The sequence below is a fragment of the Pseudomonas siliginis genome, assembly GCF_019145195.1.
Classification (GTDB): domain Bacteria; phylum Pseudomonadota; class Gammaproteobacteria; order Pseudomonadales; family Pseudomonadaceae; genus Aquipseudomonas; species Aquipseudomonas siliginis.
The window spans coordinates 281,352-292,774 of the sequence record NZ_JAHSTW010000008.1 but is presented as its reverse complement, the minus strand read 5'-3'; the positions used below and the strand labels follow the sequence as shown (position 1 = coordinate 292,774).

General features: G+C 58.7%; 9 protein-coding genes and 4 tRNA genes. 6 read left to right on the top strand and 7 right to left on the bottom strand.

Annotated features, from left to right (window positions below):
• Window positions 1-104 precede the first annotated feature (104 nt).
• A complete protein-coding gene (locus tag KVG87_RS17755) occupies window positions 105-863 on the bottom strand; it encodes a hypothetical protein (RefSeq protein WP_178083664.1) in 759 nt (252 codons plus the stop codon).
• Between the two features lie 384 nt (window positions 864-1,247).
• Here KVG87_RS17755 and KVG87_RS17750 point away from each other — a divergent pair.
• The 4 genes from KVG87_RS17750 to KVG87_RS17735 all read left to right on the top strand — a co-directional run bounded on the left by KVG87_RS17750 (window position 1,248) and on the right by KVG87_RS17735 (window position 1,660).
• Window positions 1,248-1,323, top strand: a tRNA-Glu gene (locus KVG87_RS17750).
• A gap of 2 nt (window positions 1,324-1,325) precedes the next feature.
• Window positions 1,326-1,401 (top strand) — tRNA-Gly (locus tag KVG87_RS17745).
• Between the two features lie 104 nt (window positions 1,402-1,505).
• Window positions 1,506-1,581, top strand: a tRNA-Glu gene (locus tag KVG87_RS17740).
• A gap of 3 nt (window positions 1,582-1,584) precedes the next feature.
• Window positions 1,585-1,660: transfer RNA gene (locus KVG87_RS17735), tRNA-Gly, on the top strand.
• Window positions 1,661-1,796: 136 nt separating this feature from the next.
• Here the strand turns inward: KVG87_RS17735 and KVG87_RS17730 are convergent.
• The 4 genes from KVG87_RS17730 to KVG87_RS17715 all read right to left on the bottom strand — a co-directional run bounded on the left by KVG87_RS17730 (window position 1,797) and on the right by KVG87_RS17715 (window position 5,851).
• Window positions 1,797-3,536 carry a dipeptidase gene (locus tag KVG87_RS17730; protein WP_217851816.1) on the bottom strand — a complete coding sequence of 580 codons (1,740 nt, stop codon included), beginning with the start codon at window positions 3,534-3,536 and terminating at the stop codon, window positions 1,797-1,799.
• Between the two features lie 187 nt (window positions 3,537-3,723).
• Window positions 3,724-4,362, bottom strand: coding sequence for a LysE family translocator (locus KVG87_RS17725; RefSeq protein ID WP_217851814.1), 639 nt, complete (start codon window positions 4,360-4,362; stop codon window positions 3,724-3,726).
• 1 nt (window position 4,363) lies between these two features.
• Window positions 4,364-5,134 carry a 2OG-Fe(II) oxygenase gene (locus KVG87_RS17720; RefSeq protein WP_095181606.1) on the bottom strand — a complete coding sequence of 257 codons (771 nt, stop codon included), beginning with the start codon at window positions 5,132-5,134 and terminating at the stop codon, window positions 4,364-4,366.
• Between the two features lie 90 nt (window positions 5,135-5,224).
• Entirely contained in the window at window positions 5,225-5,851 is a 627-nt protein-coding gene (locus tag KVG87_RS17715; protein WP_217851812.1) for an alanyl-tRNA editing protein, read from the bottom strand.
• A gap of 89 nt (window positions 5,852-5,940) precedes the next feature.
• On the opposite strand from KVG87_RS17715, the gene KVG87_RS17710 reads away from it, so the two are divergent.
• Complete coding sequence (locus tag KVG87_RS17710) at window positions 5,941-6,939, top strand: LysR family transcriptional regulator (RefSeq protein ID WP_039764152.1); 999 nt, start codon at window positions 5,941-5,943, stop codon at window positions 6,937-6,939.
• A 634-nt stretch (window positions 6,940-7,573) separates the two neighbouring features.
• On the opposite strand, the gene KVG87_RS17705 is transcribed toward KVG87_RS17710, so the two are convergent.
• On the bottom strand, window positions 7,574-7,981 hold the full coding sequence (locus KVG87_RS17705) for a PA2817 family protein (RefSeq protein ID WP_039760212.1): 408 nt from the start codon (window positions 7,979-7,981) through the stop codon (window positions 7,574-7,576).
• Between the two features lie 73 nt (window positions 7,982-8,054).
• Entirely contained in the window at window positions 8,055-10,502 is a 2,448-nt protein-coding gene (locus KVG87_RS17700; protein WP_217851810.1) for an acyl-CoA dehydrogenase, read from the bottom strand.
• A 247-nt stretch (window positions 10,503-10,749) separates the two neighbouring features.
• Between KVG87_RS17700 and KVG87_RS17695 the strand changes: the two genes are divergently transcribed.
• A complete protein-coding gene (locus KVG87_RS17695; protein ID WP_024013938.1) occupies window positions 10,750-11,409 on the top strand; it encodes a transglutaminase-like domain-containing protein in 660 nt (219 codons plus the stop codon).
• Window positions 11,410-11,423: the final 14 nt, after the last annotated feature.

The following is an 11,423-nucleotide window of genomic DNA, read 5'->3' as shown; positions in this document are numbered from 1 at the left end:
TGGGAGCGAGCCTGCTCGCGAAAGCGGTCTTCAATTCACACCTCTTTCAAGTCGCCCACAAAAAAGCCACCCATGAAGGTGGCTTCTTTAGCGGCATTCCCGCCTCAGTCGTAAATCACTTTCTTCTTCCAGTCCGCATCGGCTTCGGCATCCTTCAAACCGGCAGTCAGTTGGTTTTCTTCACCTTCCACCGGGGCGATCTTGTCCATGACCTGGGCGTTGGCTCGGGCGAGGAGTTTTTCCAGATATTGCAGTTGCTCGGCATACATCTGCGGGTCCTGCTGTTTGCGCAGATATTGCACGCCGCGTTCGAAGGCGAGGCGGGCCTGGCCGGGTTGGTTTTGTTGCAGGGACTGTTGGCCGAGGTTGTTGAAGAATTCGATGTGCAGCAGCACGAGAATGTGGCGCACCTCGCGAATCCATTGTTTGGCTTCGTTGGGTGGCAGGAAGCCGTCGTGGGCGGCGCGGGTGATCTGGCCGTGCAGGGCTTCGAGGAGGAAGCGCACGTCTTTGGCTTTGGCTTCGGTGAGGATCGGCGCGGGCGGGTTGTTCACCGGGATCGATTCGCCTTGGGCAACGAGGGCGCTGAGTTCGGTGATGCGGGCCTTGGTCGTCGCGCTGGTTTTTTCCAGGTTGAGCAGGCGCTGGCAGACGTTGAGTTCCAGGCGGGTCAGTAGCAGCTTGAGCGCCGGGGTCATGAACTGGCCGGGGAAGGTTTCGGTCAGTTCGCCGCAGCGGCGCAGGCGGTCGTTGAGTTCGACTTTGGTGCGGGCCTTCTCCAGTTTGTTGTTTTCCACCACATGGTTCATGTAGCCAATGGCGATCAGAATTGCGATCCCGGCTACGACTAGCAGGGTGATCATGAGTGGTGTCACCGGTAAGACCTCTTTATAGGGTTCGCATGCGAGTGTAGTGGCTGGGCATTTAGGCGCCTAGCGCCGCTCGACGGGTTTGATCGGCTGCTGCAATCTGTATCGGCCGCCAGCGGTATAGATGAATGCTGGCGCTTGATGTGCAGATTGCCATCACTGTGCGGTGGACTATAACGTCTTGGCGAGTGGCGGAATATAGGCGTCAGGTTTCGGACGACGGAAAAGCCCTACGCGGCCCGTAATCCAGGTCGAAGTCATTGATTTAAATAAATTTATATCAGGGGGTTGACGACCCCTCAATCCATCCATAGAATGCGCGCCACTTGCAGCGTAAAGCACACAGCGAAACGCGGCAGGGAGTGAATGTTGTAGTGTGTCCCCTTCGTCTAGTGGCCTAGGACACCGCCCTTTCACGGCGGTAACAGGGGTTCGAGTCCCCTAGGGGACGCCAATGCGGGAATAGCTCAGTTGGTAGAGCACGACCTTGCCAAGGTCGGGGTCGCGAGTTCGAGTCTCGTTTCCCGCTCCAATTTTAAACAGCAGTGCTTTCGGGCGGTGCTGAGTGAAACCAGAACCAAGTCTTCGGATGCGGATCTGGACACCGAAACACACACCATGTGTTCCGGGTAGCGTGTCCCCTTCGTCTAGTGGCCTAGGACACCGCCCTTTCACGGCGGTAACAGGGGTTCGAGTCCCCTAGGGGACGCCATTTGCGGGAATAGCTCAGTTGGTAGAGCACGACCTTGCCAAGGTCGGGGTCGCGAGTTCGAGTCTCGTTTCCCGCTCCAATTTCACAAAAACGCCGATCAGTGATGATCGGCGTTTTTGTTTGTGCGCGTTTTGTGGCGGTAATAAAAAAGGACCTTTTCACAGGTCCTTTTTTATTTTGAGCCCGGTCATCGGTGACTGGGCTCAGGCAGGGCTTTACAGCTTCGGCAATTGCCCGACACGCCCCATCATTTCCGTGACGATCTGCAGATCCAGCAGGAACTGATCGACGGTCTTGAACTCGCCATCGGTGTGGCCGGTGTATTTGGCTTCAGGTCGCGCCAGGCCGAATTGCACGCCGTTCGGCAACTCGTGAACCGACGTCGCGCCAGCGGAAGTACCGAATTCCGATTTCATGCCGAGGTTTTCGCTGGCTACGGCAAGCAGCGCCTTGACCCATTCACCTTCGGGGTTGCGATACATCGGCTCGGCCACGGAATAGTCGAACGCTACAGCGACATGAGTCTTCTTGCTCCAGGCATCCAGTTTCTCAGCGATCTCAGCCTTGAGCTTTTCCGGAGACTTGCCCTTCGGTACGCGCAGATTCACCGCCAGTTTGAAGGTCTTGTCATCCTCACCGACGTAGGTCAGCGAGGTGGTCAGTGGCCCCATGAACGAGTCGGAGAAGCCCACGCCAAGTTTTTTGCCCAGATAATCCAGGCCCCAGTTGTCATCGGCATAACGTGCGGCGTCGGTGAACTGGTTGTGCTTGAGCGCGACTTTGCCTTCCAGGCTGTTGATGAAGCTCAGCATCCGCGCGACCGGGTTGACGCCGGACTCTGGTTCGGAGGAGTGCGCAGAAACCCCCGTCACGGTCAGTTTGACGTCTTTGCCATCAACCTTCGTAGCGACTTCGAAGTCGCCGCCGTTGGCCTTGGCATAGGCATCGCCGGCCTTTTGCAGACTGGCGGCGAGCTCGGCAGGCTTGTCGGTTACCAGCGTGACCACCGAAGCGGACGGAATCTGGTTGGTCGCCTTGCCGCCAGTCATCGAAACGATTTCCGCGCCGTTGCCTTCGCCTTTGCGTTTGGCAAAGTTGGCCATGACGGTGCCGTAACCTTTTTCGGCGATCACTACCGGATAACCGCCGTCCAGCGCCATGTTGTAGTTCGGCGTCGGGTTGCGCTCGAAGTAATAGGGAATGGCGTCGCCGCTGGTTTCTTCGGTGGTGTCGACCAGCAGCTTGAAGTTACGCGCCAGTGGCAGTTTCTCGTCCTTGATCACTTTCATGGCGTACAGCGCCACGACAATGGCGTTCTTGTCATCCTCGGTACCACGACCGTACATGCGATCGCCAATCAGCGTGACTTTGAATGGGTCGAGTTTGGTGCCATCTTTCAGCACCCAGTTTTCCGGCGTCACCGGCACCACATCGGCGTGGGCATGAATGCCAACGACTTCGTCGCCTTTGCCGTCCAGAGAGATTTCGTAGACGCGGTTATCGATATTGCGGAATTTCAAACCGAAGGATTCGGCGAGTTTCTGGATCTCGCCGGCAATCTTGATGAATTCCGGGTTGTCGTGTTGCTCCACGCCGTCCTTGCGGAAGGTCGGGATCTCGACGAGTTGGCGCAGGGTTTCCAGCGCGGCCTTGCCATATTTCACGCGGGTATAAATGCCCAGCAGACGGTGAATTTCATTCTGCTGTTCGGCGTTCAGGGTCTTGTTGTCGAGGAAGGCGCTGATGGACGGGGTGAGATTATCCGTCTTGGCCAAGTCGCTTTTCGCCAGGCTGCCAAGGAAGCTGCGAAAATCCGTCAAGCTCTTGCCGTCAAAGGATTTCAGGATCGCTGCACTTTGCTCGGCAGTGATGTTGGCTTGTGCGGCGCTGGTAAACGCGGTGAGACTGGCCATGACGAGCGTAGCGGCGGCCAGTTTTTTCAGGGAAAAGACCATTGAACAGGCATTCCTTTGCTAGAGATTGGGAAAATATGTCTGACGCTTGCGGCAGAAACATTTTGCAACCTAACACCGTAGGCGGCTGAAGAGGGAATTACAAAGTTGATCTGTCGCACAGAAATGCAAAAGAGGCGCACAAATGAAAAAAGTCCCGGCAACTTATGCCGGGACTTTTTTGTGTGAGTTACATCGACAGCATCAGCCGTCCGGCAAACAGAATCAGGATGACGCCCATGCTGCGCTCGAACCAGTGTCCAAGGCGCATGAACAGCAGGCGCACTTTATTGCTGGAGAAAAACAGCGCGACGATCACGAACCACAGCGCGTTGACGAAGCACATCCACAATCCGTAGAACGCCTGGATCTGCAGCGGTGTGCTGGCGCTGATGATCGTGGTGAAGATGGCCAGGAAAAACAGCGTGGCCTTGGGGTTGGTCGCGTTGGTCAGAAAACCGGTGCTGAATGCCTTGAACAGTGACTGTTCAACCAGCGGCTCATCGGCAGTTTTTTCGCCTTCGACGCTGCTCTTCGGTTTGCTGCGAATCAGGCTGACGCCCAGATAAAGGATGTACGCACCGCCGACCACTTTGGCGGCGGTCAGCAGCCACGGCGTGGTGTGCATCAGGGCGCCGACGCCGAGCAGGGTATACAGCACATGCACGGAAATCCCCGCGCCGATGCCCAGCGCAGTGCAGATACCGACGAGCCGGCCGAAGCGCACGCTTTGACGGATGGTCACGGCGAAGTCCGGGCCGGGTGCTACCACGGCGAGAAAGTGGATGGTGGCCAATGCGAGAAATTCGCCCAGGTAATTGGAAAGCATGTCAGCTCCAGAAAGTCAGAGGGGAGGCATTGCCGCGATAGCCGACAAAGAACGACAGGCTCAAACGCGGATCGGCCACGCCCGGAGTTACCGAGTGCATGCGCCGCGAATTGAACATGATGAAATCGCCGGGCTGCGGTCGTACTTCGAGGGCGGGCGGCCCCAGCAGCGACGGCTCGATGCCATAACTGTCGCCGCGCATTTCGTCGAATTGATCGGGGGTGATGTGGTCATTCCACATCTGCAAGGCGCCGCCCTCGGCGGGCATGTTCAGGTAGACGTTGCAGGCAAATTGCGCCTCGAGACTGCGCGCCTGAAAACTGTCCGGGGCGTCTTTGGCGAAGATGTCGTGATGAGCAAGAAAGCACACGCCGGGTTTGACCACGCGCGACAAGCCGACATACATCTTGCGCCCGTAGAGGTTTTCCAGATGCGCGCCAGCGGGCCAGGATTCGTCAAGCATGCAGCGCAACGTGTCGATCGGCGAAGAGTAGGGCGCGCAGCGCTGGCGCAGTTCGTCGATGTTGCGGGTGGCGCGTTCGAAGTAATCCTCGATCAGCAGTGGCTGGTTTTCCGCCTCGTAAAAGGCCATGCCGATACGGCCGATACTCGGCGCGTTGATGTAGCCTTCAAAGCCCGGGGCGAGGATCTTGTCGCCGATCTCGATCGCCAGCGGCTCGGGCAGAAAGCGTTTGACGCGGATGGCGAGGACTTCTTCGTTGGCCAGTTTTTTTATGCACGTCTCATCGAGACGCTCGACGTCTAGCATCATTTTTTTTAGGTCCATCTATCGATAGTCAACGGAACCTGCGAGTGCGGTCCCCCGGCGTCGGACGCTGCGCGATGGCAACGTCCGAAATGCTCAATCCACGCTGTAGTGGACGGACAGCGTGCCCTTCTTCTGCGAAAGGGACGCGATCGTGACTGTGCCCAGATCCTTCAGGCTACGTACGTGGGTGCCACCGCAGCCATAGGCTGGCAGCTCACCGAAACTGATTTCCCGCGCGCCTTCGCGAAGCGAGGTCAGGCGCGGCAGATCATGTTCGATCCACTGCTCGATACCGGTTTGCACGGTTGGCGCATCGACTTCTTCAGCGCCATCGCCCGGCTTGAATTGCACCCGGCCTTCGTCCGGCCAGTGGTGCGCCTTGATCGGCATCCAGCCCATGGCCTGAATGAAATGACCGATCAGGTGCCCGGCCGAGTGCATGCGTGTGTTGAAGCGGCGGCGTTCTTCATCGATACGGATGACGGTCATGCCCAGAGGCTGCGGGCGGTCGACGAAATGCACAATGCGCTCCGCTTCCTGCACCACGCGCGACACCTGACTCTCACCGATCCAGCCGGTGTCGCAAGGCTGACCGCCGCCCTGGGGGTGAAACAGAGTAGCGCGCAGCACTACGGCGAATTCGTTCTCGTGGGGTGTGCAGTCGAGGACTTCGACATTCGCCTTGAGGTCATCACTGTGAAAAAACAGGCGAAGCGTCATATTCCATGCCCTGATCGAAGTTCTGTTTTTATTATATGAATCGTGCAATAACGTGATAATCCATTCGAACATCAAAGGACTTGTGCGTTGTGAGCATCAATCTTCCGCTGCCGCTGCTGGGTGAAATGGCGATTTTCGTCAAGGTTGTCGAGACCGGCAGCTTCTCTGAAGCGGCGCGGCAGATGGGTTCCTCACCCTCGGCGGTCAGTCGCAGTATTTCCCGCTTGGAAAAGGCGTTGGCCACGCGCTTGCTGCAACGCACCACGCGCAAACTGCGCTTGAGCGATGGCGGTGAGGAGGTGTTCAAGCGTTGCCAGGAAATGGTCAGCGCGGCCAGGTCGGTGATGGAAATCAGCGGCCAGTTCACCCACGAAGCCGAAGGTCTGGTGCGGGTCAGCGTGCCGAAAGCGGTGGGGCGCTTTGTGATTCATCCGCACATGCCGGAGTTTCTGCGCCGCTATCCCAAGGTTGATGTGGAGTTGCTGCTGGAAGATCGTCAGGTCGATCTGATCGATGATCATGTCGATCTGGCAATTCGCATCACTGATCGTCCACCGGCCGGTCTGGTCGGGCGGCAGTTGCTGACCATCGATCATTTGCTTTGCGCCACGCCGCAATACCTGGCCGAACATGGCACGCCGACGCATCCTCACGATTTGCTCAACCACAGTTGTATTTATCTGGGCGAAACGCCGAGCGATGCGCGCTGGAAATTCAAGAAGGGCAGCAAGGCGGTGACGGTCGGAGTGCGTGGGCGCTATGCCGCCAATCACACGGGTGTGCGGTTGGGGGCGGTGTTGCAGCACATCGGCATTGGCAGTCTGCCGTATTTCACGGCGCGTTACGCCTTGGAGCAGAAGTTGATTGTGCAGGTGTTGCCGGACTGGACGTTTCTTGCCTCTTATCATGGTGGGTTGTGGTTGCTGCATTCGCCGACGCGGTATCTGCCGCCGAAGTTGCGGGTGTTTATTGATTATCTGGTGGAGTGTTTGCAGAAGGAGCCGACGTTGGGTAGGCCCGGGAAGTCGGTGGGCGGGGGCAATTTGGCTGTGGCGTATGAGCTGCCGGAGAGTGAGGGGTTGCTTTGAGGTTTTTTTGGGGGGACTTGGCGGCCTTTGGGCCGACCATGCTCTTGGGGTTTTGGGTGAATATCCGTTTCTGCGGTAACGGCTGCTTAGGGTTTCGCCCTTACGGCGACTTACTTTTTTACAAGCGCCAAAAAAAGTAAGCAAAAAACGCTAGCTCCTGCGTTCGGCCCTCGCAGGCTCGGGTTCCTTCGCTCCGGGACTGATCCGGGCGCAGCGTCTACGGTTTGCTTCGCTGCACCTCCTTCCGCTGTGTACGACTGCGTCGTACGGTCGCTGCGCTCCCACGCCCGGATCAATCCCTCCACTCAGCCTTCCGACGTCGCCGGTGGATCAAGATCAAAAGCGGTACTCGAGCTTGCGCTCATTGTTTTGAGTGGTTAGGAGCGGGAGGTGTCTTGCTTTGGTTTTGTAGTGGATTTTTCCCTCACCCCAGCCCTTTCCCCAGGGAGAAGGGAGCCGATTTTTTGGCTTTTCGAAACCTCATTCGACTCGGTAATTCAGGTCGACGTACCTCGTCCAAACAGCGGGGTCAGTCCCCTCTCCCTCCGGGATAGGGCTAGTGAGGGGCTTTTGATCTTGAAAAAAAGGCCCGCACTGAATCACCAGTGCGGGCCTTTCGATTACCTGTCGAATATCAGTGCTTGCTGTCCTGCGCGGACATGGCCAGCAATTGTTTTTCCTGGTTCCAGTCAAACGGTTCGTCGTTCTGTTCGGCTTCGTAGCGGCGTTCTTCGAGGGCCTGGTAGAGGTCGATTTCTTCGTCGGAGAGGTAGTGCAGGCAGTCGCCGGCGAAGAACCACAGCAGGTCGCGTGGGATCAGGTGGGCGATTTGCGGGTAGCGGCTGATGACTTGGGTGAGGATGTCCTGGCCCAGGTATTGGCTTTCGATAGGGTCGATCGGCAGGGAGGCCAGCAGTTCGTCGAAGCGCTCGAGGAACAGGGCATGGCTTTCTTCGGGCACTTGTTCGGCCTCACCTACGGCGACCAGGATACTGCGCAGGTGGTCGAGCAACACGAGATGATCGGCAACGACGTTGGACACGAGATAAGTCCTCAAGAGCAAAACGGGCGCGGGAGTATAAAGCCCTCGCGCCGTTTTTTCACATAAACCGGGATCAGCGGACTTTGCCCTCTGCCTGGGTCAGTTCTTCTTTGGCGAAATCGTCGACGTCGATCACCTTGCGGCGGGCCGCTTCGGCGTCGCGCAGGCTTTGCGCTTCGACGGCTTGCAGCACGCCGGCTTCCAGCGCGGCATCGATGGCGTGTTCGCCGGCTGCCGGTTTGACCTGGCCGCTCTTCAGTGCAGTGTGCAGTTTCTTGTGCAGCGGTTGTGCGGCGTTGAGCAGGTCGCTGGCGTGTTGCAGCGCGCCCACGGCATCGTCCGCCGATTGCGGGCGGTAGCAGCCGGCGAGCAGTTCTTCGAGGGCCGGATCGCCTTTGGCGCGACCGATGACCGCAGCGACTTCGGCGCCGAGTTTGTCCGATGGGCCTTTGTGACGGCGCCCGAACGGGAAGACGATGACCCGCAGCAGGCAGCCGAAGACTTTGTTCGGGAAGTTGCTCAGCAGTTCATCCAGCGCACGCTCCGACTGGCCGAGACTTTCTTCCATGGCCCAGCGGAACAGCGGTTCCATGTACGCCGGCGAATCCAGGTCGTGATAACGCTTGAGCGCGGCGGATGCCAGATACAGGTTGCTCAGCACGTCGCCGAGGCGCGCCGACAAACGTTCGCGGCGTTTCAGTTCGCCGCCCAGGAGCATCATGCTGAAGTCGGCGAGCATGGCGAATGCGGCGGCCTGACGGTTCAGCGCGCGGAAGTAGCCTTGGCTGATCCTGTCACCCGGCGCATGTTCGAAATGGCCAAGGCCGAGGTTCAGCACCAGTGTGCTGGCCGCATTGCTGACGGCGAAACCGATGTGCTTGAGCAGCAGGCCATCGAATTCCTTGAGTGCCTGGTCTTTATCCTGGCGACCGGCCAGGGCCATTTCCTTGAGTACGAATGGATGGCAGCGGATCGCGCCCTGACCGAAGATCATCAGGTTGCGCGACAGGATGTTCGCGCCTTCGACGGTGATGAAGATCGGAGCGCCGTTCCAGCTGCGGCCCAGGTAGTTGTTCGGCCCCATGATGATCGCTTTACCACCATGCACATCCATGGCGTGGCTGATGCATTCGCGGCCGCGTTCGGTGAGGTGATATTTGAGGATCGCCGACAGCACCGATGGTTTTTCACCCAGGTCCACCGCGTTGGCGGTGAGCATGCGGGCGGCGTCCATCATCCACGCGTTGCCGCCGATGCGCGCCATGGCTTCCTGAATGCCTTCGAACGCGGACAGCGGTACATTGAATTGCTCGCGAATCTGCGCGTACTGGCCGGTGACCAGACTGGTGAACTTGGCCGCACCGGTACCGACGGCTGGCAGCGAGATCGAACGCCCGACTGACAGGCAGTTCATCAGCATCATCCAGCCCTTGCCGAGCATTTCCTGACCACCGATGAGGTAGTCCAGAGGAATGAACACGTCCTTGCCGGAGTTCGGGCCGTTCATGAACGCGGCGCCCAGCGGCAGGTGACGACGACCGATTTCCACACCTGCGGTATCGGTCGGGATCAGCGCCAGACTGATGCCGAGGTCCTCTTCCTCACCGAGCAGGTGATCCGGGTCATAAGCCTTGAATGCCAGGCCAAGCAGGGTAGCGACCGGGCCGAGGGTGATGTAGCGCTTTTCCCAGTTCAGGCGCAGGCCGATAACTTCCTGTCCTTCCCACTGGCCTTTGCAGATGATCCCGGTGTCGGGCATCGCGCCGGCATCGGAACCGGCCAGCGGGCCGGTGAGGGCGAAGCACGGAATATCGTCGCCACGGGCCAGGCGCGGCAGGTAGTGATTACGTTGTTCGTCGGTGCCGTAATGCAGCAATAGTTCGGCAGGGCCGAGGGAGTTGGGCACCATCACGGTAGAGGCGAGGTCGCCGCTGCGTGTCGCCAGTTTCATTGCCACTTGTGAGTGAGCGTAGGCCGAGAAGCCTTTGCCGCCGTATTCCTTGGGAATGATCAGGGCGAAAAAGCCATGTTCCTTGATGTGCGTCCAGGCCTCGGGCGGCAGGTCCATGGACTGGCCGATCTGCCAGTCGCTGACCATCGCGCAGAGTTCTTCGGTCGGGCCATCGATGAACGCCTGTTCTTCTTCAGTCAGTTGCACCTTGGGATAGGACAGCAGTTTGTCCCAGTCCGGACGGCCGCTGAACAGCTCGCCGTCCCACCACACGGTGCCGGCATCGATCGCGTCGCGTTCGGTCTGCGACATGGGCGGCAGGGTTTTCTGGAACCAGTTGAACAGCGGCGCGGTGAAGTGCTTGCGGCGCAGGTCAGGCAGCAACAATGGCGCGGCGACCACCGCCAACAGGACCCAGAAGACAAACAGCAACCAGCCCGGCGCGTGACTGAAAATCCCCATGGCGACCAGATAGGCCGCAACGATGCCCAACGCGGGCAGCGGGGCGATGCGTCGATGGGCGAGATACGCCACGCCGACGATCAAAACCAGTATCCACAACAACAGCATATTCAGTCCTCCGTGAACCAAAGCAAATCGACCCTCCAGAGCTTAGACGGCATCTGCAAACAAGGGTGGTCAGAGCATGGTGATTGAAATCGTGGGAAACCCCGGATGGTTTTCGTAGGTTCGGTGGGCAACACGTGTGGGAAATCGTTCGTTGCTACGCAGCTTTGCTTTCAGGTTTGGCCGAAACGTCGTTATCTCTGTGCTCAGGCTGTCGCTAGACTCGTGACTCATCCAGGAGATTGCCGTCATGCACGAGTATCTGAGCCCCGGCCGCTTCATCGATAGTGACCACCCGGCGGTGGTGGAGTTCGCCGAGCAGCATCGCGGCGCCAGTAATGATCCGCGCGAGCAGGCGATCAGTCTGTACTACGCCGTGCGTGAGGCGGTGCGCTATAACCCCTACACCTTCAGCCGTGATCCGCAAACCTTGCGCGGCAGTTACGCACTCGCAGCAGGAGAAAGTTACTGCGTGCCGAAAGCTACGCTGCTCGCCGGTTGTGCGCGGCATTGCGGGATTCCGGCGCGCATCGGTCTGGCCGATGTGCGCAATCATTTGTCGACGCCGCGTCTGCTCGAGCTGCTGAAAAGCGATGTATTCGCCATGCATGGCTACACCGAGCTGTTTCTCGACGGCCGCTGGGTCAAGGCGACGCCGGCGTTCAACCAGCAACTGTGCGAGTTGTTCAACGTCGCAGCGCTGGAGTTCGACGGCATCAATGACAGCGTTTTCCACCCGTTCAACCGTGACGGCGCGCAGTTGATGGAGTATCTGCTCGATCACGGCCAGTTCACCGATGTGCCGGAAACGTTCTTCTTCGAGCACCTGCAAAAGTGCTATCCGCATCTGTTCAGTGAGCAGCTGCCGGTGCTGTTGGGCGACATGCAGACTGATTTGAGTCGCACCTGATCCGGCGTATGCTG

Excerpts from the sequence above, each read along its gene's own strand:
- KVG87_RS17720 (WP_095181606.1), bottom strand. The coding sequence starts at position 5,134 with ATGATGCTAGACGTCGAGCGTCTCGATGAGACGTGCATAAAAAAACTG.
- KVG87_RS17715 (WP_217851812.1), bottom strand. The coding sequence starts at position 5,851 with ATGACGCTTCGCCTGTTTTTTCACAGTGATGACCTCAAGGCGAATGTC.
- KVG87_RS17695 (WP_024013938.1), top strand. The coding sequence starts at position 10,750 with ATGCACGAGTATCTGAGCCCCGGCCGCTTCATCGATAGTGACCACCCG.
- KVG87_RS17755 (WP_178083664.1), bottom strand. The coding sequence starts at position 863 with ATGATCACCCTGCTAGTCGTAGCCGGGATCGCAATTCTGATCGCCATT.
- KVG87_RS17700 (WP_217851810.1), bottom strand. The coding sequence starts at position 10,502 with ATGCTGTTGTTGTGGATACTGGTTTTGATCGTCGGCGTGGCGTATCTC.
- KVG87_RS17730 (WP_217851816.1), bottom strand. The coding sequence starts at position 3,536 with ATGGTCTTTTCCCTGAAAAAACTGGCCGCCGCTACGCTCGTCATGGCC.
- KVG87_RS17725 (WP_217851814.1), bottom strand. The coding sequence starts at position 4,362 with ATGCTTTCCAATTACCTGGGCGAATTTCTCGCATTGGCCACCATCCAC.